22 protein-coding genes are annotated in these 22,824 nt (G+C 63.6%); 6 read left to right on the top strand and 16 right to left on the bottom strand.

Features of this window, described 5'->3' with window-relative positions; translation table 11 throughout:
• Nucleotides 1-368: 368 nt before the first annotated feature.
• The 15 genes from FJ423_RS20125 to FJ423_RS20055 form a co-directional block, all read right to left on the bottom strand.
• Nucleotides 369-2,738, bottom strand: coding sequence for an aminomethyltransferase family protein (locus tag FJ423_RS20125; RefSeq protein WP_140844237.1), 2,370 nt, complete (start codon nucleotides 2,736-2,738; stop codon nucleotides 369-371).
• Nucleotides 2,739-2,992: 254 nt separating this feature from the next.
• Nucleotides 2,993-3,616: a sarcosine oxidase subunit gamma family protein gene (locus FJ423_RS20120; RefSeq protein ID WP_140844235.1), complete on the bottom strand. Its 624-nt coding sequence runs from the start codon at nucleotides 3,614-3,616 to the stop codon at nucleotides 2,993-2,995.
• Entirely contained in the window at nucleotides 3,609-6,590 is a 2,982-nt protein-coding gene (locus FJ423_RS20115) for a sarcosine oxidase subunit alpha (RefSeq protein WP_140844233.1), read from the bottom strand. The genes FJ423_RS20120 and FJ423_RS20115 overlap by 8 nt, the downstream gene beginning before the upstream one ends.
• Entirely contained in the window at nucleotides 6,590-6,865 is a 276-nt protein-coding gene (locus FJ423_RS20110) for a sarcosine oxidase subunit delta (protein ID WP_140844231.1), read from the bottom strand. Before FJ423_RS20110 ends, FJ423_RS20115 begins: the two co-directional genes overlap by 1 nt.
• A 67-nt stretch (nucleotides 6,866-6,932) precedes the next feature.
• Nucleotides 6,933-8,186 (bottom strand): sarcosine oxidase subunit beta family protein, encoded by a 1,254-nt coding sequence (locus tag FJ423_RS20105; RefSeq protein ID WP_095768777.1) that lies wholly within the window; start codon nucleotides 8,184-8,186, stop codon nucleotides 6,933-6,935.
• A gap of 92 nt (nucleotides 8,187-8,278) precedes the next feature.
• Complete coding sequence (gene glnT, locus FJ423_RS20100) at nucleotides 8,279-9,586, bottom strand: type III glutamate--ammonia ligase (protein WP_140844229.1); 1,308 nt, start codon at nucleotides 9,584-9,586, stop codon at nucleotides 8,279-8,281.
• 37 nt (nucleotides 9,587-9,623) lie between these two features.
• The gene (locus FJ423_RS20095; RefSeq protein WP_140844228.1) at nucleotides 9,624-10,952 is read right to left on the bottom strand and encodes an FMN-binding glutamate synthase family protein; all 1,329 of its coding nucleotides are present in this window, start codon (nucleotides 10,950-10,952) and stop codon (nucleotides 9,624-9,626) included.
• A 6-nt stretch (nucleotides 10,953-10,958) separates the two neighbouring features.
• On the bottom strand, nucleotides 10,959-11,705 hold the full coding sequence (locus FJ423_RS20090) for a GXGXG domain-containing protein (protein ID WP_140844227.1): 747 nt from the start codon (nucleotides 11,703-11,705) through the stop codon (nucleotides 10,959-10,961).
• 4 nt (nucleotides 11,706-11,709) lie between these two features.
• Nucleotides 11,710-12,606, bottom strand: a complete 897-nt coding sequence (locus tag FJ423_RS20085; protein ID WP_140844226.1) for a glutamine amidotransferase family protein — start codon at nucleotides 12,604-12,606, stop codon at nucleotides 11,710-11,712.
• An 86-nt stretch (nucleotides 12,607-12,692) separates the two neighbouring features.
• On the bottom strand, nucleotides 12,693-13,022 hold the full coding sequence (locus FJ423_RS20080) for a hypothetical protein (protein ID WP_140844225.1): 330 nt from the start codon (nucleotides 13,020-13,022) through the stop codon (nucleotides 12,693-12,695).
• Entirely contained in the window at nucleotides 13,019-13,708 is a 690-nt protein-coding gene (locus tag FJ423_RS20075) for a hypothetical protein (RefSeq protein WP_181174852.1), read from the bottom strand. Before FJ423_RS20075 ends, FJ423_RS20080 begins: the two co-directional genes overlap by 4 nt.
• Nucleotides 13,709-13,754: 46 nt before the next feature.
• Nucleotides 13,755-15,161 carry an APC family permease gene (locus FJ423_RS20070; protein ID WP_095768771.1) on the bottom strand — a complete coding sequence of 469 codons (1,407 nt, stop codon included), beginning with the start codon at nucleotides 15,159-15,161 and terminating at the stop codon, nucleotides 13,755-13,757.
• 12 nt (nucleotides 15,162-15,173) lie between these two features.
• Entirely contained in the window at nucleotides 15,174-15,335 is a 162-nt protein-coding gene (locus FJ423_RS20065; RefSeq protein WP_095768770.1) for a hypothetical protein, read from the bottom strand.
• Between the two features lie 50 nt (nucleotides 15,336-15,385).
• On the bottom strand, nucleotides 15,386-15,763 hold the full coding sequence (locus FJ423_RS20060; RefSeq protein WP_095768769.1) for a hypothetical protein: 378 nt from the start codon (nucleotides 15,761-15,763) through the stop codon (nucleotides 15,386-15,388).
• Between the two features lie 11 nt (nucleotides 15,764-15,774).
• Entirely contained in the window at nucleotides 15,775-16,062 is a 288-nt protein-coding gene (locus FJ423_RS20055) for a hypothetical protein (RefSeq protein WP_095768768.1), read from the bottom strand.
• A 285-nt stretch (nucleotides 16,063-16,347) separates the two neighbouring features.
• Here FJ423_RS20055 and FJ423_RS20050 point away from each other — a divergent pair, with 285 nt between their 5' ends.
• The 4 genes from FJ423_RS20050 to FJ423_RS20035 are packed head-to-tail and all read left to right on the top strand — an operon-like array spanning nucleotide 16,348 to nucleotide 20,131.
• Entirely contained in the window at nucleotides 16,348-17,481 is a 1,134-nt protein-coding gene (locus FJ423_RS20050) for an aminomethyltransferase family protein (protein ID WP_140844224.1), read from the top strand.
• Between the two features lie 41 nt (nucleotides 17,482-17,522).
• Nucleotides 17,523-18,119: a dimethylamine monooxygenase subunit DmmA family protein gene (locus FJ423_RS20045; protein ID WP_140844223.1), complete on the top strand. Its 597-nt coding sequence runs from the start codon at nucleotides 17,523-17,525 to the stop codon at nucleotides 18,117-18,119.
• The gene (locus tag FJ423_RS20040; protein ID WP_140844222.1) at nucleotides 18,116-19,081 is read left to right on the top strand and encodes a PDR/VanB family oxidoreductase; all 966 of its coding nucleotides are present in this window, start codon (nucleotides 18,116-18,118) and stop codon (nucleotides 19,079-19,081) included. Before FJ423_RS20045 ends, FJ423_RS20040 begins: the two co-directional genes overlap by 4 nt.
• Before the next feature lie 9 nt (nucleotides 19,082-19,090).
• Nucleotides 19,091-20,131, top strand: coding sequence for a DUF3445 domain-containing protein (locus FJ423_RS20035; RefSeq protein WP_140844221.1), 1,041 nt, complete (start codon nucleotides 19,091-19,093; stop codon nucleotides 20,129-20,131).
• A gap of 261 nt (nucleotides 20,132-20,392) precedes the next feature.
• On the opposite strand, the gene FJ423_RS20030 is transcribed toward FJ423_RS20035, so the two are convergent.
• Entirely contained in the window at nucleotides 20,393-21,115 is a 723-nt protein-coding gene (locus FJ423_RS20030) for an XRE family transcriptional regulator (RefSeq protein ID WP_095768763.1), read from the bottom strand.
• A 36-nt stretch (nucleotides 21,116-21,151) separates the two neighbouring features.
• Here FJ423_RS20030 and FJ423_RS33900 point away from each other — a divergent pair, with 36 nt between their 5' ends.
• Both FJ423_RS33900 and FJ423_RS20025 read left to right on the top strand, forming a co-directional pair.
• Nucleotides 21,152-21,436 (top strand): hypothetical protein, encoded by a 285-nt coding sequence (locus tag FJ423_RS33900; protein WP_210239571.1) that lies wholly within the window; start codon nucleotides 21,152-21,154, stop codon nucleotides 21,434-21,436.
• Complete coding sequence (locus FJ423_RS20025) at nucleotides 21,433-22,791, top strand: NAD(P)/FAD-dependent oxidoreductase (protein ID WP_140844220.1); 1,359 nt, start codon at nucleotides 21,433-21,435, stop codon at nucleotides 22,789-22,791. Before FJ423_RS33900 ends, FJ423_RS20025 begins: the two co-directional genes overlap by 4 nt.
• Nucleotides 22,792-22,824: the final 33 nt, after the last annotated feature.

Below are 22,824 nucleotides of genomic sequence, written 5' to 3'. Positions count from 1 at the left end.
TCTTCCCCTTTTTGTTGTTCCCCGCCAGCGATGCTTCGGCTCTTGCGAAGCTTGCTCCCCGGCAAATCGGCGTCGGCCTGTCGTGTTTCCACTCAGTCGTATTTTTTTCTTAAGAGTGAAGATTGATCCGACGCGCTTTCGCGTCAAGCGTTTTGTGGATGTCATGCACATCGCGCTTGCGAAACATGCTCTTTCCTTCTCCCCTTTGTGGGAGAAGGTGGATCGGCGCGTAGCGCCGAGACGGATGAGGGGTGTTCCAGCGAAATGAGCGGCTGGTGTCTTCTGGAACACCCCTCATCCGACCGAACTTCGCTCGGCCACCTACTCCCACAACGGAAGAAGGAAGGTGCCGCTATAGGGTGCCGCTATCAGGAACGCGGCCTGGTCTTCTGCGGATCGTAATGGGCGAAGCCCACGACCCGCGCCGGCAGCCGCTTGGCATGGCCGTCGAGCTTGCCGATCTCGACCTTCGTGCCGATCTCGGCATGAGTGACGTCGAGCCGTGCCAGCGCGATGGTCTTGCCGAGCACCGGCGAGCGCATGCCGGAGGTGACGACGCCGATCTGGGCGCGGCCGACATGGACGCAGTCGCCGTGGCCGACGGCGACATTGGCATCGATGTCGAGGCCGACGAGCTTGTGCTGCGGATGCTCCTTGCGCCGGATCAGCGCATCGCGGCCGATGAAGTCGTCGGCCTTGGTCTTGAGTGGCACGGTGAAGCCAATGCCGGCTTCGAACGGATCGGTCTGGTCGGAGAATTCGTAACCGGCGAAGATCAGTCCCGCCTCGATGCGCACCATATCGAGCGCCTGGAGGCCCATCGGCTTCAGCCCGTGCGGCTGGCCGGCCTCCCAGACGGCGTCGAACACTTTTTCGGCGTCGCGCGGATGGCACCAGATTTCGTAACCGAGTTCGCCGGTGTAGCCGGTGCGTGAGACGACGACGGGCACGCCATTGCCGCCGCCAATGCGCGCGACGGCGAAGCGGAACCATTCGAGCTCGCCGATCGATGGCTGCACGGGCGAGGTCCAGACCACTTCCTTCAATATGTCGCGGCTCTTCGGCCCCTGGACGGCGATGTTGTGCATCTGGTCGGTGGAGGAGCGCACCAGCACGTTGAGGCCGAGTTTTTTCGCCGTCTCGCGCAGCCATTCGCCGGAAAGATCGTCGCCACCGACCCAGCGGAAATTATCCTTGCCGAGCCTGAGCAACGTCCCGTCGTCGATCATGCCGCCATGCTCGTAGCACATCGCGGTATAGACCACCTGGCCGACGCCGAGCTTCTTGACGTCGCGGGTCAGCGTGTATTGCAGCAGCGCTTCGGCATCCGGACCGGTGACCTCGAATTTGCGCAGCGGCGACAGGTCCATGATCACCGCGGCCTGCCGGCAGGCCCAGTATTCGGCGATGGGGCCTTCCTTGGCGAAGGAATTGGCGAGCCAATAGCCGCGATATTCGACGAAGTCGCGCGTGTGCTTGGCAAAGCTCGAATGAAAGGCTGTCTCGCGGGTCATTTTCGGTTCCGAATCGGGCTTCATGCGTCTGGCGATCGCTCGCGAGAATTTGTGCTGGCCGGAATAGGCGCGCACATGGATGTCGGTGAGATCCCAGCCATTGGCGGGCGTGGTGTCGTCCGGGCAGGCCGAGGAGACGCAGACGATGTCGGTCAGGGCGCGCAAGAGCACATAGTCGCCAGGTCGCGACCACGGCTCGTCCGACACCATCACGCCATGCGCGTCGATCGCCGTGTTGAAGAAGAAATTGATCGCCATCCAGCCGGCGCGGGGCGTCACGCCCTTGTCCGACAGCTCCTTGTTGAAATTCTCCGAGCAGTTGGTGTGTCCGGGATAGCCGATGTCGTCGTAATATTTGGCGGCGCAGGCGAGCGCGAAGGCGTCGTGCCGGCCACACGTGTCCTGCACCACCTCGACCAGCGGCTCCATGTCCTGGTCGTAATATTTCGAATGCAAGCCGGGCATCGGATAGGCCGAACCCATGAGCGTGCGGGTCGTCGTCACGTCGAGCGGCAGGTCGCGGCCCTTGTCCAGCTTGCGCGCCGAAAAGCACTGGAAGTCGGTGCACTGCCGGCCGTCGACATCGATGATCTGCAGATAGTCGCCGGCCTTGACGAAATAGGATTCGGCGGTCGCCGAATGCACCCTGAGATCGAGCACCGGATCGGCGAGCGGATCGGCAAGCTGGCCTCTAGTCTTCAGCCGGATCGTCGCTCGTCGCACGATCACGGTGAGCGGCGTCGCCGTGTTGTGACCGTCGACCAGCATCGGCCCGCCGGGAGCTGCGATCAGCAGCGCGCCGTCGCGCTGGATGGCAAAGCTCTGCTCGGTGCCGGCCGGCGTGGCGCCGCCGAAAACGCGCACGGCCTTCGGCTGGTCGAGTTGCACGTTGCGGCGCTCAAGGCTGAGACGCAGCGCCGAGAGGCTGTCGTCGCCCTCAGCAAGCAGCGCCTTGATGCCCGCGGCGTTGCTGTTCGACCGTTCGCCGAAAATGCCGGGATCCGTCGCGCCTGATTTGTCCCAGGCCAGCAGCTCGCAAGGCTGGCCGCCTTCGACATTGCTCACGCTGACGCTGTCGCCGGCCTCGACGTCGATCAGCGCCGCGCCATTGCCCTGGACGGTATAGCGCTCCATCCCCGGCGGCAGGCTGATCTGGCCGGGCCTAAGGATCAGGCTCGGCTTGGGCGGCCCGGACAGGACGGCGGGGTAGGGCGACTGACTCATCTCAAACCCTCCTCCGAGCGAGAAACAAGTTTGCCTGTGTGTGAAATTATTTTAGCAGCAAGAATAGCAGGGGGAATGCGTTTGGCAAGGCGGGACTTCCCTTCTCCCCTTGTGGGAGAAGGTGGATCGGCGCGATAGCGCCGAGACGGATGAGGGGTGTTCCAGCGGAGTGAGACGCTGGCTTTCCCTGGAGCACCCCTCATCCGTCGCCTTCGGCGACACCTTCTCCCACAAGGGGAGAAGGGGTGGCTGCGCTACGCCAACTCCTCGGAATGGCCGATCGTCACGCCATACTCCGCCGCCGAGTCCAGGATCGTCTGCCATAGGCTCTCGGCGAAGGTCGCGAACACCAGCAGGTTGAACACCGCCTGACCATTGCGGTCCTGGCCGCGCCACAGCGTGACGCTCGTATGATCCATCGACGTGGCAGCCGCCGCGCCCACACCGAACACATCGGGATGCAAATCGATCGACGACAGCTTGGCGAGCATCGCGCGCGCCTTGTCGCCGGACACGCTGATCAGCGCCCGCGCATGCGACTGGTCGGAAAGCGATGCCGAGCCGGCAAAGACAGGGCCGAGCGCCTCAATCGAATGCCTGCCACCCTTGGACAGCACGAGAAACTGATCCGGTCCCGACCAGATCAGCGTCGCGTCGGCAGTATCGACTGCCTTTGGCGTTTCCGGCGCCGCCATGCCGAAGCGCGCCTGCGCGGCCTTCGCCATCTCGCCGGCCTTGCCGCGCCGCGCCATTACCTGGACGAGATCGAAATTGCGGATCTCCGTCAGCGACACGCCGGCGTCGCCTTGCGCGCCGTAGAAGCCGGCAATCAGCGCGCGGTCCAGCGAGCTGCGGACGTCCCAGGAAAACTCAGCCACGCTGGCGCCCTCCATCCGGATCGTAGAAGACGGAATTGCAGAGCTCGACATCGTAGTCCTCGCCGCGCAGCGGATCATGCGCGCGCACGATCTCGCCGATGCGCTCGCGGCCGCGCTCGACGAGGCCGAGACCGATCCACTGGTCGAGCACCGGCGAGAAACAGACCGAGCTGACATAGCCCTGGTCGTTGCCGGGGCAGGGGGTCTCGCCCTTTGGAATGATGTGCGCGCCGGAGCGCAGGCGGCGCGCCTTGTCGGTCGGCTTGATGCCGACGACCACCTGCCGGTTCGGCGCGACGAGCGCCTCGCGGCCGGCCATGACGCGGCCGATGAAATCCTTTTTGGTCGACATCATCTTGCCGAGGCCGAGATCGCCCGCCGTGGTGGTGCCGTTGAGTTCCGGCCCGGCGACATGGCCTTTTTCGATGCGCATCACGCCGAGCGCCTCCGTGCCGTAGGGCGTTACGCCAAATGGCTTGCCGGCAATCATCAGATTGCGCGCCATCGCCTCGCCATAGCGCGCCGGCACCGAAATCTCGAACGCCATCTCGCCGGAGAAGGAGATGCGGAACAGCCTTGCCTTCAGGCCGCCGCGCAGCTTGACCTCGCGCGCGCCCATGAACGGGAAACCTTCGTTCGACAGGTCCTCGGCCGGATCGACGATCTCTTTCAAGAGATCGCGGGTCTTCGGTCCGGCGATCGAGAACTGCGCCCATTGGTCGGAGACCGAGGTCAGCTGCACGTCGAGCTCGGGGAACAGCACCTGGCGGCAGAATTCCAGGTGCTGCATCACCAGCCCGGCCTTGGCCGTCGTGGTGGTGAGGAAGTAATGATCCTCGGCCAGCCGCGAGGTCGTGCCGTCGTCATAGACGATGCCGTCCTCGCGCAGCATCAGCCCATAGCGAGCCTTGCCGACGGCGAGGCTGGAGAAGGCGTTGATGTAGACGCGGTCGAGGAAGGCGCCTGCGTCGGGGCCGTGCACGTCGATCTTGCCGAGCGTCGAGACATCGCAGAAGCCGACGCCGCTGCGCACCGCCTTGACCTCGCGGGTGACCGATTCCAGCCAGTCCTTCTCGCCGGCGCGCGGATACCACTGCGCGCGCTTCCATAGGCCGGTGTCGACAAAGATGGCGCCCTGTTCGGCCGCCCAGTGATGCGAGGGCGTCAGCCGCGTCGCATGGAAATTCTCGTCGCGGTGATGGCCGGCGAAGGCGCCGATGGCGACCGGCACGTAAGGCGGGCGGTAGATCGTCGTGCCCGTCTCCGGGATCGACTTGCCGCTGACCGCGGCCATGATGGCGAGCCCGGCGACATTCGAGGTCTTGCCCTGGTCGGTCGCCATGCCGAGCGTCGTATAGCGCTTCAGATGCTCGACCGATTGAAAACCCTCGCGCTGCGCCAGCTCGACGTCGGAAGCGGTGACATCATGCTGCTGGTCGACGAAGGCCTTGCCCTTGCCGGCGACGTGCCAGAGCGGCGTCAGCGAAAAGGCCTCGTCGTCGGCGACCGGCATCGATCCGATATTGCCGCTGCGGCCGGCGTCGCGTGCTGCGGCAGCACCTGCGTCAAACCCTTCGCGCAGGCAGGCGCCAAGTCCGAACGCGCCGTTGGCTGCGCCCGCCGCCACCATGCCGGGCGGCACGCCATCCGGCACGAAGGCGGCAATGTCGTCGCGCCATTTCGGCCGACCGCGATGGTAGGAGGTGAGGCCGACCGCCGGGTTCCAGCCGCCCGAGACGGCAAGCCCGTCGACCTCGACCTCGGCGCGGGCGCCACCGGTCAGCGAGACGGAAATCTTGCGCACGCCGCCCTTGCCGCCGTCGATGCCGGCGACAGCGCCGTGCAGCACCGGAAAGCCGCCTTTGCTTGCAAGCGAGCGGTGGGCCGGCGAAACGTCCGGCCGCGCATCGATCACCGCCGCAACCTGCAGTCCGGCCGCGATCGCCGTTTCGGCCGTGCGCCAGCCATCCTCATTGTTGGTGAACAGCGCGATGCGTCTCGCCGGCGTGGCCGCATAGCGGTTGATGTAGCTGCGCATGGCCGATGCCATCATCACGCCCGGCGTGTCGTTGCCGGCAAAGACGATCGGGCGTTCGATTGCGCCGGCCGCGACGACGCAGCGCTTGGCCACGATCCGCCATAGCCGCTGGCGCACCTGATGCTCCGGCGGCACCGGCAGGTGGTCGTTGACACGCTCGATCGCGCCATAGGTGCCGCCGTCATAGACACCGAACAAAGTCGTGCGCGTCATGATGCGCACATCGGGCATCGCCGAAAGCTCGGCAACCGCGCGCGCAACCCATTCGGCGGCCGGCAATCCGTCGATCATGCCGCCATCGGCGAGCAGGCGCCCGCCGAGGACGAAATCCTCCTCGCACAGGATGACGCGCGCGCCGCAGCGCGCGGCGGCAAGAGCCGCCGCCAGACCTGCCGGGCCGGAACCCGCGATCACCACATCGCAATGCGCCCAGGCCTTGTCATAATGGTCGGGATCGGAAACCTGGGCAGCGCGGCCAAGGCCCGCGGCGCGCCGGATCGCAGGCTCATAAATCGCTTCCCAGAACTTGGCCGGCCACATGAAGGTCTTGTAGTAGAAACCGGCGACGAAGATCGGCGCGAACAGCTGGTTGACCGACATCACGTCGAAATTGAGCGACGGCCAGCGGTTTTGGCTGGCGGCTTCGAGCCCTTCATAGAGCTCGGCGGTCGTCGCCTTGGTGTTCGGCTCGCGTCTTGCGCCGCTGCGCAATTCGACCAGCGCGTTCGGCTCTTCCGAGCCAGCCGTCAGGATGCCGCGCGGGCGATGATATTTGAACGAGCGGCCGACGAGCTTGACGCCATTGGCGACCAGCGCGGAAGCCAGCGTGTCGCCCTTGAAGCCGAAGAGGGTCTTGCCGTCGAAGCGGAAGTTGAGCGCGGTCGAGCGGTCGATGAGACCGCCATTGTTCAGCCGGTTTGCCTGATCGCCGCGCATCACGCACCAACCTTGGCGGCGCCTGCGCCCGCCGCCGGCTCGACGGCCGAAATCTCATGCGTCAGCGTGTTGCGCGTGACCTTCAGCCAGGCCCGGCAGCCGCCGCCATGGTACCAGTGCTCGCTCATCGGGCCGGCGAGGTTGTCGCGCAGATAGACGTAATCGTAGACCGCGTCCTCGCCGGCATCGGCCGCCGGCCGTTGTGGCTTGGCGTCGCCGAGATATGTGAACTCGCCGAGTTCGCGTTCGCCGCAGAAGGGACAGACTATGCGCATGGCTGGGTCTTCAATGCATAATGCCAAAAAGTGTGAAGCGGTTTTTGGATAACATCATGCTCTATCCCTAATGCAGGTTCGGTTGGGCGCCCTGGCCCTTCTCGTCGATCATGGCGCCGCGCTGGAAGCGGTCGAGGCGGAAAAGCGCGGCTTCCTTGTGCGATTGATCGCGGGCGATGAGATGGGCGAAGACGAAACCGGAGCCGGGCGTCGCCTTGAAGCCGCCATAGCACCAGCCGGCATTGATGTAGAGGCCGTCGACCGGGCTCTTGTCGATGATCGGCGAGCCGTCCATCGACATGTCCATGATGCCACCCCACTGGCGCAAAAGCCGCACGCGGCCGATCATCGGGATCAGCGCCATACCGCCCTCGCAGACATCCTCCACAACCGGCAGATTGCCGCGCTGGGCATAGGAATTGTAGCCGTCGATATCGCCGCCGAAGACCAGCCCACCCTTGTCCGACTGGCTGACATAGAAGTGTCCGGCGCCGAAGGTCATGACCCCGGGGATCAGCGGCTTGATCGCTTCGGAGACGAAGGCCTGCAGCACATGGCTTTCGATCGGCAGGCGAAGACCTGCCATAGCCGCGACCCGTGACGAGGAGCCGGCCACTGCCATGCCGACCTTGCCGGCGCCGATCTTGCCGCGCGATGTCTCGACGCCGGTCACCTTGCCGTTGGCGTCGCGCGTGAAGCCGGTAACCTCGCAATTCTGGATGATGTCGACGCCGAGTTCGCTCGCCGCATGCGCGTAGCCCCAGACCACGGCGTCGTGCCGTGCGGTTCCACCGCGGCGTTGCAGCAGTCCACCTTGCACGGGGAAACGCGCATTGTCGAAATTCAGGAACGGCAGCATTTTGCGCAGCGCCGCCTGGTCGAGCAGTTCCGCATCGATGCCGTTGATGCGCATGGTGTTGCCGCGCCGGGCGAAAGCATCGCGCTGCGCGTCGGAGTGATAGAGGTTGAGCACGCCGCGCTGGCTGACCATCGCGTTATAGTTGAGGTCCTGCTCCATCCGCTCCCACAGCTTCATCGACAATTCGTAGAAGCCGGTGTTGCCGGGAAGGCCGTAATTGGAGCGGATGATGGTGGTGTTGCGGCCGGCATTGCCGGAGCCGATCCACCCTTTTTCCAGCACCGCGACATTGCGGATACCGAACTCGCTGGCAAGGAACCAGGCGGTGGCGAGACCGTGGCCGCCGCCGCCGATGATGATCACGTCATAGCGGTCCTTGGGCGCAGCATCGCGCCAGGTCGGCTGCCAGTTCTTGTGGCCGGAAAGGGCGGCGCGGGCGAGCGAGAAGATCGAATATTTCATCAGTTCATTCCGAGGTCGCTCGCACCGCTAGAGCATGATGCCGAAAAGTGTGAAGCGGTTTTCGGACGACATCATGCTCCACTACAGGACGGTCAGATATCCAGCGTGTGGTCGCGCTCCCACTGCGTGAAGTGCGAAGCATAGGAATTCCATTCCTGCTGCTTCAGCTTTAGATATGCCGACGAGAATTCCTCACCCAGCGCCGCCTTGAGCGATTTGTCCCTATCGAACTCGCGGAGCGCGTCGAGCAGGTTGAGCGGCAGTTTCGGCGCATCCGTCACCGTGTGGCCGAGCTGGTACATGTCGATGTCGTAGCGCTTGCCGGGATCGGCCTTCGAGCGGATGCCGTCCAGGCCGGCGGCGATGATGACCGCTTGCAGCAGATAGGGATTGGCGGCGCCGTCCGGCAGGCGCAATTCGAAGCGGCCGGGTCCCGGCACGCGCACCATGTGCGTGCGGTTGTTGCCGGTCCAGGTCACCGTGTTCGGCGCCCAGGTCGCGCCCGAAATGGTGCGCGGCGCGTTGATGCGCTTGTAGGAATTCACCGTCGGGTTGGTGATCGCGGCAAGCGCCGAGGCATGCTTCATGATGCCGCCGAGGAAGTTCCTGCCCTTGGCGGACAGGCCGAGCTCTTCCGAATTGTCGGCAAAGACATTGGTCTTGCCCGTCTCGTCCCACACCGAGATATGCGCATGGCAGCCATTGCCGGTCAGGCCCTGGAAGGGCTTGGGCATGAACGTCGCGCGCAGGCCATGCTTTTCGGCGATCGACTTGACCATGAACTTGAAGAAGGAGTGCTTGTCGGCGGTCGCCAGCGCGTGATCGAACGTCCAGTTCATCTCGAACTGACCGTTGGCGTCCTCGTGGTCGTTCTGGTACGGGCCCCAGCCCAACGCCAGCATGTGGTCGCAGATCTCGGCGATGACGTCGTAGCGCCGCATCACCGCCTGCTGGTCGTAGCAGGGTTTCGAGGCTGTATCGTATTCGTCGGAGATCGCCTTGCCATCAGGCGAGATCAGGAAGAACTCGGCCTCGACGCCGGTCTTGACATGCATGCCGTCGCGGGCGGCTTCGTCGATCAGCCGCTTCAGCGTGTTGCGCGGCGCCTGGTTCACCTCCTTGTCGTCCATGATGCAGTTGGCGGCTACCCAGGCGACGTCCTTCTTCCACGGCAGTTGGATGACCGAAGCCGGATCCGGCACCGCCAGCATGTCGGGATGCGCCGGCGTCAGGTCGAGCCATGTGGCGAAGCCGGCAAATCCTGCACCGTCCTTCTGCATGTCGGCGATCGCCTGCGCCGGCACCAGCTTGGCGCGCTGCCCGCTGAACAGGTCGGTGTAGGAGATCATGAAATATTTGACGCCGTTCTCCTTGGCGAATGCGGCGAGATCGTTCCCCATTATGTAGTTCCTCGCTTACGTGTCTTGGAAGTTTGTCCTAGAAGCCGTTCTTGCCGGGTATCCAGTTGGTGCCGGCCAAAGGCACGCCGGCCATGGCGGCGGCTTCGATCGAGAGCGCGACGAGATCCTCGGGCTCGAGATTGTGCAGGCTGTTCTTGCCGCAGGCGCGTGCGATGGTCTGGGCTTCCAGCGTCATCACCTTGAGGTAGTTCGCCAGCCGCCGTCCGGCCGCGATCGGGTCGACCCGCTTCATCAATTCGGGATCCTGCGTGGTGATGCCCGCCGGGTCGCGCCCCTCATGCCAGTCGTCATAGGCGCCGGCCGTGGTGCCGAGCGCGTTGTAGTCCGCCTCCCAGCGGGGATCGTTGTCGCCAAGCGCGACCAGTGCCGCCGTGCCGATCGACACCGCGTCGACGCCCAGCGCCAGCGCCTTGGCGACATCGGCGCCGTTGCGGATGCCGCCCGAGACGATGAGCTGCACCTTGCGATGCATGCCGAGGTCTTGCAGCGCCTGTACCGCCGGCCGGATGCAGGCAAGCGTCGGCTGGCCGACATTCTCGATGAACACTTCCTGGGTGGCAGCCGTGCCGCCCTGCATGCCGTCGACCACCACGACATCGGCGCCGGCCTTCACCGCGAGCGCGGTGTCGTAGTAGGGCCGCGCCCCGCCGACCTTGACGTAGATCGGCTTTTCCCAGTCGGTGATCTCGCGCAGCTCGAGGATCTTGATCTCGAGATCGTCCGGTCCGGTCCAGTCGGGATGGCGCGAAGCCGAGCGCTGGTCGATGCCCTTGGGCAGCGTGCGCATCTCGGCGACGCGGTCGGAAATCTTCTGGCCGAGCAGCATGCCGCCGCCGCCCGGCTTGGCGCCCTGTCCGACGACCACTTCGATGGCGTCGGCGCGGCGCAGGTCGCGCGGATTCATGCCGTAGCGCGAGGGCAGGTACTGATAGACCAGCGTCTTGGAATGACCGCGTTCTTCCTCGGTCATGCCGCCGTCACCGGTGGTGGTCGAGGTGCCGGAGAGCGTGGCCCCGCGTCCGAGCGCCTCTTTGGCCGGGCCGGAGAGCGATCCAAAACTCATGCCGGCGATGGTGATTGGGATCTTCAGCTCGATCGGCTTCCTGGCGTGGCGCGAGCCGAGCACCACCGAGGTGTCGCAGCGCTCGCGATAGCCTTCGAGCGGATAGCGCGAGATCGAGGCGCCGAGGAACAGCAGGTCGTCGAAATGCGGCAGCTTGCGCTTGGCGCCGGCGCCGCGGATGTCATAGATGCCGGTCGCGGCCGCGCGGCGGATTTCGGAAAGCGTGTAATCGTCGAAGGTCGCGGATTTGCGCGGCGTCGTCGGCGGGTTGCGGTAGGTCATCTTGCCTCAATACGCGTCGGCGTTATCGATGTTGAAATTGTAGAGTTTGCGGGCCGAGCCGTAGCGCTTGAACTCCGAGGCCTTGACGCCGGTCACGCCGGCCTTGTCGAGCAGGGCCTGCAGCAATTCGATATGCTCGGGCCGCATTTCCTTGGCGATACAGTCGGCGCCGAGGCTCTCGACCTTGCCGCGCACGAAGAGCCGCGCCTCGTAGATGGAATCGCCCAGCGCGTCGCCGGCATCGCCCAGCACCACGAGGTTGCCGGACTGCGCCATGAAGGCCGACATGTGGCCGATATTGCCGTGCACGACGATGTCGATGCCTTTCATCGAAATGCCGCAGCGCGACGAGGCATTGCCTTCGATGACCAGCAAGCCGCCGCGGCCGGTGGCGCCGGCATACTGGCTGGCATCGCCCTTGATGACGATCGAGCCGGACATCATGTTCTCGCCGACGCCGGGGCCGGCCGAGCCATGCACGGTGATCGCGGCCCCATCATTCATGCCGGCGCAGTAATAGCCGACGCTGCCGCGCACATCGATGCTGACGGGCTGATCGACGCCGACCGCCACCGAATGGCTGCCCTTGGGGTTGAGCACTTCCCAGGCGGTCTCGTTCGAGCCGGGCGTGAGCTGGTGCAGCGCCTGGTTCAACTCGCGCAGCGAATGCACGGACAGGTCAAAGACGCGTGATGCCTGACTGTGGGCATGGCCTGGCTCGCGCTCGGCTTTCGACATTGGGGTTGCCGGCATCAGCTCAATGCTCCCAGAAATAAACGGTTGCGGGCTCGGGCTCCCAGACCCGCGCACTGTCGATGCCGGGCAGCTTGGTCAGCGCGCGATATTCGGAGCCGAAGGCGACATACTGGTCGGTCTCGGCCATCACGGCCGGCTTGCAGGCGATCGGATCGCGCACCACACCGAAGCCATTCTTGGTGCCGACGACGAAGGTGAAGAAGCCGTCGAGGTCGGAGAGCGTGCCTTCCAGCGCCTCACCGAGATTCTTGCCATGCGCCATCCGGTTGGAGAGATAGGCAGCCGCCACCTCAGTGTCGTTCTCGGTCTCGAAGGTCATGCCGTCGCGGATCAGCTCGCGGCGTACATTGTTGTGATTGGAGAGCGAGCCGTTGTGCACCAGGCACTGGTCGGCGCCGGTCGAGAAAGGATGCGCGCCCATCGTCGTCACCGCCGATTCCGTCGCCATGCGGGTGTGGCCGATGCCATGCGTGCCGGTCATCGCGCGCACGTCGAAACGGTCGACGACCGCTTCGGGCAGGCCGACTTCCTTGTAGATCTCGACTGCTTCGCCGGCGCCCATGATGCGGATGTCGGGCCGGAGCGTCTGCAGCGCCTCGCGCGCGGCGTCGACCTTGTCCGGCGTGGTCCGGATCACCGCATGCGTGGACTTGACCGCGACGCTGACCGGCGCGCTGATCGCCTTGGCGAGCTCGGCGTCGAGGCCGCGAAAATCGCGATCGGGCTTCGGCGACTGCACGGTGATCTTGGCTTCATTGCCGGTGGCTGCGCCATAGATGGCGATGCCGGCACTGTCCGGGCCGCGGTCGCTAAGCGACACCAGCATCTCCGACAGCATGGCGCCGAGCTTCGGCTCCAGCGCCTTGTCCTTCAAGAAAAGTCCGACGATTCCGCACATGCCAGCCTCCAACGTTTTTTGGCTCTCAGATGATGTACCCAATGAGTAAGCCGAATTCAATTGGTATGAAAAAAATTTTCCTGTGATTACATATTAGATGGCGCATTGCCCTCGGCACTCTCGCCGCCCGGGCGCGCATTGTGAACCCAGATCGCATGGCGGATGCGCGCGATCCTATAGGCGTCGAGGATCGAGAGGGCATAGATCAGGAAACCCCCGGCATGGCGGCCGATGAAGCCGGCGTCGACCGGCGCCAGCTTGGTGGTTATCCAGCCAAGGATCACCATAAAGAACAGGAATTGCAGCCCGCGCGCCGGCACGCCGAGTATGACATGGCCGCTTGCCGGCAAGACGATCGCGGCGCCGAGCACGAGATAGGGATTCGCGGGAGCAGGAGTGGCGGCTTCGTCGCTCATGCGGCCCGCCTTTCGCGCCGGTTGATGGCTTGGCGAAGCGTCGAGGCTGCCTCGAGCAGCCGTTCGATCAAGGCCGGATCGATCCCGGCATCGCCGAACGCCGCCTGCCGGAACACACCGTAGCGAGCGCGCTCGGCCTCGGCCAGCAGCCACACGATGCGCACGCCCTTCGGCGTTATCAGCAATTCCTTGGCGCGGCTTTCGGCAAAGATGTCTGTATGCGCGGCGATCAGATCCTGCGGGAAGGCGACGCCTCTGCGGTCCGTCCTGAGCACCGCGTCGACGGGAAGGCCGAGCACCTTCGGCAGCGTGTGCGGCAGATGGTCGAAATTGGAGAATGTCGTCGCCGAATTCGGCCGCATCATCATGTCGAAGACACCCGGCACCGCGACCGGCTCGGTGATCGAAACGCTGAGCCAGCGGGTCGGCAGCTTTCGCGTCGCCAGCGTGTCGACGACGGTGCGCAGCTGAACGCGCTGGCCGTTCCAGGAACCCGCCCAGGTGACGACGCCGGCCGTGCCGTCGGAAATGTCGGCGGCATCCGCAACGATGTTGCGGATGCTCGCCATATCGGCGGCCAAGGCCGCCTTCGCCCTGTTGCGGCTGGCCAGCACCAGCCAGACAATATGGCCGGCGACCCCCAATGCGATCGCCCCGGTAAGCAATACTGACGTCAGCTCGGACATTTCGATACGCCACGGCCCGCCATCGAAAGGCGGGCCCTTACTCCACTCAATAACCCTGCGGCTTCGGCCACGGCATGGAGAACTGGTCGCCGCGCCGCACGAACTTGTAGCGGTAGAAGTGGAACCACAGCGAGATCAGGAAATAGAAGACGGTCATCGCGATCAACTGAGAGCCGAAGCCGAGGAAGATGGCGAAGAAAGTCACCATGCACAGGCAGAAGAGCACGATCGCCGGCAGTGGGTGGAAGGGGTGCGTGTAGCCGCGGCGGATCGAACCCAGCGGCCACTTCTTGCGGAACATCATGATGTTGATGCTCATGAAGGTGTATTGCAGCACGCCCGACAGGATCGAGAAGGTGATCGCCTGGTTGAGATCAGCGATGAAGGCGAAGGCCAGCGCGATCGGCAGCAGGAAGAGGATCGAGCGATAGGGCGTGCGATATTTCGGATGCACTGCCGAGAACCAGCTCGGCAGGTAGCGGTCGCGGCCGAGCGAGAACCAGGCGCGCGCCGCGTCGTTGATGCAGCCATTGGCCGAGGCGAGCGCTGCCAGCAGCGTCGCGATGAAGAGCAGGTTTTCCAGCAGCGGGCTGCCCGTCAGCTTGCCGGCGTCCCACAGCGGATAATAGGTGATGCCGAGATATTCCCAGGGCATCAGCGAGGCGCAGACATACCAGGTCATCGCGGCGGCGATCAGAAGCGTGATCATGCCGGCCATGGTGCCGTAAGGCAGCGAGCGCGCCGGCGAGCGCACTTCCTCGGCTGCCTGCGTCGTGCCCTCTATGCCGAGATAATACCAGATGCCGAATTGGAAGGCGGCAATGACGCCGATCCAGCCATAGGGCAGGGCGTTGCCGGGGGTGACCAGCTCGTTGAGCTTCAGCACCGCGCCTTGCGTCCAAGGGCTGACGGAGAAGAACAGGATCACGATCGAGACATAGGCGATCGCGGTGATGACGAAGTTGACGTTGAGCGTCATCAGCACGCCGCGATAGTTGAGCCAGGCGAGCACGACGATGGTGGCGGCGATGAAGGAGTTGTGCGTCAGCCCCTCGACGCCGGCCTTGGCGACGATGGTGTCGCCGAGCAGGATCGCGTCCGACACTTCCAGCATGGTGTAGGCGAACACCAGGAACAGCGCGACGTTGAAGGCCATCAGCGGCCCGACGATATGCTTGGCTTGCGCATATTGGCCGCCGGCGGCGGCGACGGTGGACGTCACCTCCGAATCGATCATGGCGACCGAGGTGTAGAGCAGTCCGACGACCCAGCAGACGATCAGCGCGGCGAGCGCGCCTCCCTTGTCGGCGGAGAAATTCCAGCCGGTGAACTCGCCGACCAGCACGATGCCGACGCCCAGCGCCCACACATGCGCCGGGCCGAGCACCCGAAGCAGCGAGACCCTGTCGCCGTGGATTGTCGTCGTTTGTGCCGTTTCAACCGCAGCCGTCATGTCAGTCCCCACTCAGATCCGGTGTTTTTCGGAAACGGCTTCAAGCTCGCCTTCACGGGAAGACGTCAAAGTCTCCTCGGAATAGGTCGTATCGACCTTGAACCAGTCGTAGAGCATCCACGCCGCAAGCACGACCGAGATGCCCCAGCAAACGTAAGACAGTCCCATCCACATGATGTCTTCCCCGGTCTCTTTGTCGTCGAAAGTCTCTTTGTCGTCGAAGTCTATTTGTCGTCGAACTTCTCGTTGATGACCTCGCGATATTCCTTATCGGAGGCGCGGAACAGGAAGACGAAATACGCGATCAGCACGATCGCCATGATGATCAGCGTCGGCCAGTCGATGATGTAGTGGAAGCGGTTCTGGATGATGTCGTGCGCCGTCTCCGGCGTGTAGCCCAGCTTCTCCCAGATCGAGGCCATGGTCGCGTTCTGGCCGAGCGCGTCCCAGGTCTTGGCATCGAGCGGGTCGATCGACTTCGCCGCCCCGGCAAACCCGAGTTTCAGCGGCAGCCAGAGCGCCACGAAGATTGCGACCACCACGACCGCGATGTCGAGGATCTGTCCGGCCTTGCTCTGCTCCGGCGGGGTGTAGCGAGCCATGGTTTCTCCCTTCACGATTGGCGGTTGCGGGCGGCGTCGGCGTTCTTGATGTCGAGCCCGTAGATGAAGTCCTTGTCTTCCTTGTAGTGGTTGAGCATGGCGAGGATCGCGGCGGTGTTGAAGATCAGCACCGCGGCGGCTGCAACCGCCACCACGAGCTTGATGCCGCTATGCGGAATGTATGGCCAAGTCATCAGGAGGACGAAGAGGATCGTTGCCCAAAGGCACACGATCAGGAGCACGGACCCACGCACGTCGGAACGGTACAGCGCTTCGATGCGCTGCTGCATGTCGGACATCGGTTTTCCCCTTCTGGCGACGTCCGGCCACACAACCGACCGGGCGTCCACTCTTTCAACAGAGTGAAATTTTTTTCATAAATTCCGCTCGATTCCCGAAATTGTCAAGCCGGATTTACGCATCGTAAACCGTTTGTCATCGGGCAAGAAATTTGCCTGACAATGAAATTATTTGCTTCAAGGGGATTGCAGGGCTTCGCCGTTTGCGGTCAATATTCGACCAAGCTCCGCCACCAAGCAGGAGCAGGGAACAGCAACGACTTAAATCGCACGGAGGACGATCGGATGACGGCATCCTGGAGATTCTCGACCCTGGCGGATCGCCATCGCGCGCTCGGCTCGAAACTCGAGGACTGGAGCGGCATGGGCACCGCCTGGACCTACGACAAGAATGCCGACGAGGAATATATCGCCATCCGCACCAAGGCCGGGCTGATGGACGTCTCCGGCCTGAAGAAGGTCCACATCACCGGGCCGCACGCCTCGCATCTCATCGACCTCGCCACGACGCGCGACGTGGAAAAGATCTATCCCGGCAAGTCGGCCTACGCCTGCATGCTGAACGAGGCCGGCAAATTCACCGACGACTGCATCCTCTACCGCATCAGCCCGAACTCGTGGATGGTCGTGCACGGCTCGGGCACCGGCCATGAGGAGTTGCAGCGGGCGGCGATGGGCCGCGATGTCTCGCTGCGCTTCGATGACAATCTGCACGACCTGTCGCTGCAAGGCCCGACCGCGGTCGACTATCTCGCCAAGCATGTGCCGGGCATCCGCGACCTCAATTACTTCCATCATATGCAGACGCAGCTCTTCGGCTTTCCGGTGATGATCTCGCGCACCGGCTACACCGGCGAGCGCGGCTACGAGATCTTCTGCCGCGGCCAGGATGCCGGCACGATCTGGGACAGGATCCTCGAGGAGGGCAAGAGCGCCGGGATCATTCCCTGCCGCTTCACCACGCTCGACATGCTGCGCGTCGAGAGCTATCTGCTCTTCTACCCTTACGACAATTCCCAAAAGTATCCGTTCGAGAACGAGGGCCCCGGCGACACGCTGTGGGAGCTCGGCCTCGACTTCACCGTCAGCCCCGGCAAGACCGGCTTCCGCGGCGCCGAGGAGCATTATCGGCTGAAGGGCAAGGAGCGCTTCAAGATCTACGGCGTGCTGCTCGACGGCAAGGAGCCGGCGGACGAGGGCGCGCCCGTCTATCGCGACGGCAGGCAAGTCGGCGTGGTGACCTGCGCCATGTATTCGCCGCTGGTCGAGAAATCGATGGGCATCGCGCGCCTCGATGTCGACTGCGCGGTCAAGGACACCAAGCTTGAGATTCGCAATCGGAGCGGCTCGATCAAAGCAACGGCGCAGCCCTTGCCGTTCGACGATCCCAAAAAGACCAAGCGCACGGCAAAAGGCTGAGGCATCATCAGCGGGAGGGCTTTCGGGGCACGAAGGAAAGAATGGCAGTCAAGACGATCATCAGCCGGCCCATTTACGGAACGCTGTCGCCGCAACCAGGCAAGCATCATCTGTTCATCGCCGATGCGGAAGGCGCGCTCGCGATAACGGACATGACCGGCAAGGCGCCGCCTGGCTTCTTCGACGGCGCCGAGATCGTCTTCATTCCGGGGCCCGAGGGGAAGCACATCGCCGCCCTCGAAGCGCTGAAGCCGATGCAACTTCACATCGCGCCGTCTTTCGCCAGCCTGTTGCCGCGGCTGAAGCAGACGCTGACCAACGCCCATATGGGCCTGCGCCTTTATCTTGCCGGCACCGAAGGCCTGATCGGTCAGGCAATGCAAGTAGCGCTTGAAGCCGGCATCGACCATACCTCCATTGCGACCGAGCATCGCGGCTCGCTGGCGCGGCGCATGCAATGCGTGCACTGCAAGGGCATCACCGAGAATGTAACGACGCAGCCGGCTACCTGCTCGCATTGCGGCCTGCTGCTTCTGGTGCGCGATCACTATTCGCGGCGCCTCGCGGCCTTCCAGGGCGTGTGCATCAATGCCGAGGATCGCTCCGAGATTCCTCCGATCGAGGAGGCCTTTCCATGAGCACCGGCACCACCAAGCTCGACGTCGTTGTCAGCGACGTCGTTCCCGTCAACGATCTCGTGACCCGTTTCCATTTCCGCCGTCGCGACGGCGAGCTGCTGCCGACCTTTTCCGGCGGCGCCCATGTCGTGGTCGAGATGCGCGACGGCGACCGCACTAGGCTCAATCCCTATTCGCTGATGGGCTCGCCGCTCGACACGCGCGAATACACGATCTCGGTGCGCCGAGACGATGCCGGCCGCGGCGGCTCGCTGTTCATGCACCGGCAGGTCAAGCCCGGCCTCGAGATGGTGATCAGCTATCCGGTCAATCTGTTCTCGCTGGATCTGCGGGCGAAGAAGCACCTGATGCTGGCCGGCGGCATCGGCATCACGCCTTTCATGGCGCAGACGTCGCAGCTGGCAGGCGCCGGCGGCAATTTCGAATTGCATTACACCTGCCGCACCGCTTCGCTGGGCACCTATGCCGATGTCCTGCAGCAGCGCTATGGCAACCGGGTCAGGCTCTACCACGACGACCGCGAGGAGCGCATCGACCTCGATCGGCTCTTGTCCTCGCAGCCGCTCGGCACGCATCTCTATGTCTGCGGCCCGGCCGGCATGATCAACTGGGTGCGCGATCGCGCAGCCATCCTCGGATGGCCGCCGGAGACCGTGCATTTCGAACATTTCGCGGCCCCGCAGCCCGGCGCGCCGTTCGACGTGACCTTGGCCGTCAGCGGCAAGACGATCCGCGTCGGCGAGCAGCAGAGCCTGCTCGAGGCGATCGAAGCCGCCGGCGTCGACCCGCCTTATCTCTGCCGCGGCGGCGTTTGCGGCCAGTGCGAGACCAATGTGATCTCCTTCGACGGCAAGTTCATCCACAATGATCACTGGCTGAGCGAGGAAGACCACCGTTCCGGCTGCAAGATCATGCCTTGCGTCTCGCGTTTCGAGGGCAAGTCGCTGGTCCTGGAAAGATAGGAGACGTCAATGGGCATCACCTTTCGCAAGGAAACGTTTCGCGACGATTTCACCTTCAGGAACAGCCCGGAGCACATCAGGCGCTTTCCCTTCCCGTTCAACGAAGATGCCTACATGTATGCTGTCAACATCGAGCCGCATGTCGTCGGGCCCAAGGGCAGCGTGCTCGAGAACCTGATCGACGTCGACGAGCACTATGTCGCCGAGATGCAAGACCGCGCGCTTGTGCTGGCCGAGGATCCGCTGCGCTGCCAGTCGCTGCCGCATATGACGCTCGCGGGCTGGGACCTGCTCGAGCTTCTGATGGAGCAGCAGGCGCTCGGCTATCCCGAGCATTTCACACTGGAGCGAAACGGCGATTGCTGGCGCTGGATCAACTGGCCGCTCGGCATCGACGACACCTTCACCTTCGGCGACACCTCGACGCTGCCTTACGGGCCGATGGAATACATCACTCGCCAGAGCCAGGGCGATTTCTGTATCCTCGACCAGCGCGACGGCAATCTGTGGATGGATGCCGGCATGGTCACCACCCAGGCCGACTGGTCGCTCGACTTCGACATCGGCATGAACTTCTTCGAATGGCACGCGCCGGTGCCGCTGGCGCATGAGAAGGGCATTTTCACCCGCGCGCTGAAGTTCCTGACCAACATCCAGCAGGGCAAGCCGGCAAGGCGTCTCAACTGGACGATGACCATCAATCCGCGCCTCGACACCAGTCCCGAGAATTATCACAAATGGGGCCCGGACCGCGCCACGGTCACGCCGGAGAATGTCGGCGACAAGGTGCATCTGCGCGTCGAATTGCAAAGCTTCTGGCGGCTGCCGCGTTCCAACGCCATCGTCTTCCCGATCCGTTGCTATCTGATCAAGATGGACGAGCTGGTCACGCAGCCGAAATGGGCGCGGCGCCTGCACCGCGTCATCCGCGACCTGCCGGAAGAGCTCGCCACCTATAAGGGCCTGACACGATATAGGCCGACGCTGGTGGAATGGCTGTCGAAGCTCGACGACGGCAGTCCGACCAGCCCGGGGTTCGGGCCGGATTGAAGAGAGCCCTTCCTCTCCCCCGTCGATCGGGGGAGAGGTGTCGAGCGAAGCTCGACGGAGTGGGGGTCGACCCAGCTCGGCGCTCGTTGATTCGCATCGAGGCATGCCTCCGACTGCTACCGCCTGCCAAGATTTCAGACCCGCTCGGCAGTGCCCACTTGTCAGCGGCTTCGCGTTTGAGGACCGCCTTCCCCCACTCCGTCGCTGCTTCGCAGCGCCACCTCTCCCCCCTCCGGAGGGAGAGGAAGAGAGCCTAGCGACTCACCCCGCGCTGTTTTGCGGATAGCAGATGATCGACAGATAGCGCATCGGCAGCCGCGTCAACTCTTCCGGGCCGTGCGGCGCGTCGGCGTCGAAGAACAGGCTGTCGCCCGGTTTCATTGGATAGAGATTGTTGCCGTGCCGGTAAACGACCTCGCCTTCGAGCATGTAGAGGAATTCCATGCCCGCATGCTGGAAGGTCGGAAACACGTCCGAATTCTCGGTCAGCGTGATGAGATAGGGCTCGACGACGACGCCGCTGGTGTTGGCGCCGATATGGCCGAGCAGGTTGTATTGATGGCCGGCGCGGGTGCCGCGCCGCTCGACATCGACGCCTTCGCCGGCCTTGACGAAAACGGCGCTGTGCTCTTCCTCGAAGCGTCGGAAGAAGGCGGTCACCGGAACGCCCAGCGCCCGCGACAGCGCCTGCAATGTCGTCAGCGATGGCGAGGTGATGCCGTTTTCGATCTTCGACAGCATGCCGAGTGAAATGTCGGTGGCGGTGGCGAGATCGGCGACGGTGATGCCGAGCTTCTTGCGGAACGCCCGCACCTCGTGGCCGATCGCCACTTCCAGCACTTTTTCGCGCGTGTCGCGGATGGCGTGCGGATTCTGCGTCAACGGGGCGCGTATCGTGCGCCCGGCGGCCGAAACGCGCTTTAGCGGCGCCTTGCCCTTCGCTGCCGCATCGGTGGACCTGGTGCCGGAATTCTTGTTCGCCATGTCGCCCCCGACTCTCGCGGATTTATTTCACTCAAGGTGAACATATTCGGTGGCGATACAAGAGCGCAACCGCGACAGCAAGCCGCTGGCGGTTGCAGGGCGCGCCTGCTTCAACGTGACGCCGCCGCCTTTGCGCGCAAAAACCGTTTCACGCAAACGCCGCCGCCGCAGATGTTTGTTGACAGCACCAAAGACCCAATTACTGTCACTGTCAGTGAAATTTGTTTCGTGGGAGCAATTCCAGGAAAAGTGTCGAACGGTTTTCCGCCCGGAATTGCGTCAAGAAAAAAGTCGAAATCAAAAGGAGGAGGCCCGCAATGAAATCTCGTGTCGCCGTCATCGGAGCCGGACCGTCAGGCCTGGCCCAGCTAAGGGCCTTCAAGTCGGCCGCCGACAAGGGCGCCGAGATCCCGGAAATCGTCTGCTTCGAGAAGCAGAGCGACTGGGGAGGCCTATGGAACTACACCTGGCGCACCGGCCTCGACGAGCATGGCGACCCGGTGCACGGCTCGATGTACCGCTATCTCTGGTCGAACGGCCCAAAGGAATGCCTCGAATTCGCCGACTACACCTTCGAGGAACATTTTGGCCGGCCGATCGCTTCCTATCCGCCGCGGGCCGTGCTGTGGGACTACATCAAGGGCCGCGTCGAGAAATCCGGCCTGCGCGAATGGGTGCGCTTCAACAGCCCGGTGCGCATGGTGACCTATTCCGACGAGACCGAGAAGTTCACCGTCACCGCACATGATCGCACCAACGACGTGACCTACTCGGAGGAATTCGACAACGTCGTGGTCGCTTCAGGCCATTTCTCGGTGCCCAACGTGCCTTTCTTCGAAGGTTTCCCCACCTTCAACGGCCGCATCCTGCACAGCCACGATTTCCGCGACGCCATGGAATTCAAGGGCAAGGACATCTTGATCATCGGGCGTTCCTATTCGGCCGAGGATATCGGTTCGCAATGCTACAAATACGGCGCCAAATCGATCACCTCCAGCTACCGCTCCAAGCCGATGGGTTTCAAATGGCCGGAGAACTGGAAGGAGGTGCCGCTGCTGCAGAAGGTCGTCGGCAAGACGGCGCATTTCAAGGACGGCACGACCAAGGACGTCGATGCCATCATCCTGTGCACCGGCTATCTGCATTCCTTCCCCTTCCTCACCGACGACCTCAAGCTCAAGACCGCCAACCGCATGTGGCCGCTCGATCTCTATGAAGGCGTGGTCTGGGAGAAGAACCCGAAGCTTTTTTACATCGGCATGCAGGACCAGTTCTACACCTTCAACATGTTCGACGCGCAGGCCTGGTATGCGCGCGACGTGATGCTTGGCCGCATCAAGCTGCCCTCCGCCGAGGCGATGGCCGAGCACAGCGCCAAGTGGCGTGCCCGGGAAGAGACCCTCGAAGACGCCGAGCAGATGATCTGGTTCCAGGGCGACTACACCAAGGAGCTGATGGACCAGACCGACTATCCGGGCTTCGACGTCGAGGCGGTCAACCGCACCTTCATGGAGTGGGAGCACCACAAGATGGAAAACATCATGACCTTCCGCGACAACGCCTACCGCTCGCTGATGACCGGCACCATGTCGCCGCTCCATCATACGCCCTGGCTGCAGGCGCTGGACGATTCCATGGAAAGCTATCTCGAGGTGAAGGGCGTGGCGGCCGAGTAGCACGGCGCGCTGGCGCCAACGTTCTCAGACTCG

The organism is Mesorhizobium sp. B2-8-9, assembly GCF_006439475.1.
Taxonomy (GTDB): domain Bacteria; phylum Pseudomonadota; class Alphaproteobacteria; order Rhizobiales; family Rhizobiaceae; genus Mesorhizobium.
The sequence above is the reverse complement of the archived record's forward strand: the minus strand, read 5'-3'. Positions and strand labels throughout refer to the sequence as shown.

Coding starts and splice junctions, on each gene's coding strand:
- FJ423_RS20125 (WP_140844237.1), bottom strand. CDS start 2,738: ATGAGTCAGTCGCCCTACCCCGCCGTCCTGTCCGGGCCGCCCAAGCCG.
- FJ423_RS20115 (WP_140844233.1), bottom strand. CDS start 6,590: ATGCGCGGCGATCAGGCAAACCGGCTGAACAATGGCGGTCTCATCGAC.
- FJ423_RS20110 (WP_140844231.1), bottom strand. CDS start 6,865: ATGCGCATAGTCTGTCCCTTCTGCGGCGAACGCGAACTCGGCGAGTTC.
- FJ423_RS20105 (WP_095768777.1), bottom strand. CDS start 8,186: ATGAAATATTCGATCTTCTCGCTCGCCCGCGCCGCCCTTTCCGGCCAC.
- glnT (WP_140844229.1), bottom strand. CDS start 9,586: ATGGGGAACGATCTCGCCGCATTCGCCAAGGAGAACGGCGTCAAATAT.
- FJ423_RS20095 (WP_140844228.1), bottom strand. CDS start 10,952: ATGACCTACCGCAACCCGCCGACGACGCCGCGCAAATCCGCGACCTTC.
- FJ423_RS20090 (WP_140844227.1), bottom strand. CDS start 11,705: ATGCCGGCAACCCCAATGTCGAAAGCCGAGCGCGAGCCAGGCCATGCC.
- FJ423_RS20085 (WP_140844226.1), bottom strand. CDS start 12,606: ATGTGCGGAATCGTCGGACTTTTCTTGAAGGACAAGGCGCTGGAGCCG.
- FJ423_RS20080 (WP_140844225.1), bottom strand. CDS start 13,022: ATGAGCGACGAAGCCGCCACTCCTGCTCCCGCGAATCCCTATCTCGTG.
- FJ423_RS20075 (WP_181174852.1), bottom strand. CDS start 13,708: ATGTCCGAGCTGACGTCAGTATTGCTTACCGGGGCGATCGCATTGGGG.
- FJ423_RS20070 (WP_095768771.1), bottom strand. CDS start 15,161: ATGACGGCTGCGGTTGAAACGGCACAAACGACGACAATCCACGGCGAC.
- FJ423_RS20065 (WP_095768770.1), bottom strand. CDS start 15,335: ATGTGGATGGGACTGTCTTACGTTTGCTGGGGCATCTCGGTCGTGCTT.
- FJ423_RS20060 (WP_095768769.1), bottom strand. CDS start 15,763: ATGGCTCGCTACACCCCGCCGGAGCAGAGCAAGGCCGGACAGATCCTC.
- FJ423_RS20055 (WP_095768768.1), bottom strand. CDS start 16,062: ATGTCCGACATGCAGCAGCGCATCGAAGCGCTGTACCGTTCCGACGTG.
- FJ423_RS20050 (WP_140844224.1), top strand. CDS start 16,348: ATGACGGCATCCTGGAGATTCTCGACCCTGGCGGATCGCCATCGCGCG.
- FJ423_RS20045 (WP_140844223.1), top strand. CDS start 17,523: ATGGCAGTCAAGACGATCATCAGCCGGCCCATTTACGGAACGCTGTCG.
- FJ423_RS20040 (WP_140844222.1), top strand. CDS start 18,116: ATGAGCACCGGCACCACCAAGCTCGACGTCGTTGTCAGCGACGTCGTT.
- FJ423_RS20035 (WP_140844221.1), top strand. CDS start 19,091: ATGGGCATCACCTTTCGCAAGGAAACGTTTCGCGACGATTTCACCTTC.
- FJ423_RS20030 (WP_095768763.1), bottom strand. CDS start 21,115: ATGGCGAACAAGAATTCCGGCACCAGGTCCACCGATGCGGCAGCGAAG.
- FJ423_RS20025 (WP_140844220.1), top strand. CDS start 21,433: ATGAAATCTCGTGTCGCCGTCATCGGAGCCGGACCGTCAGGCCTGGCC.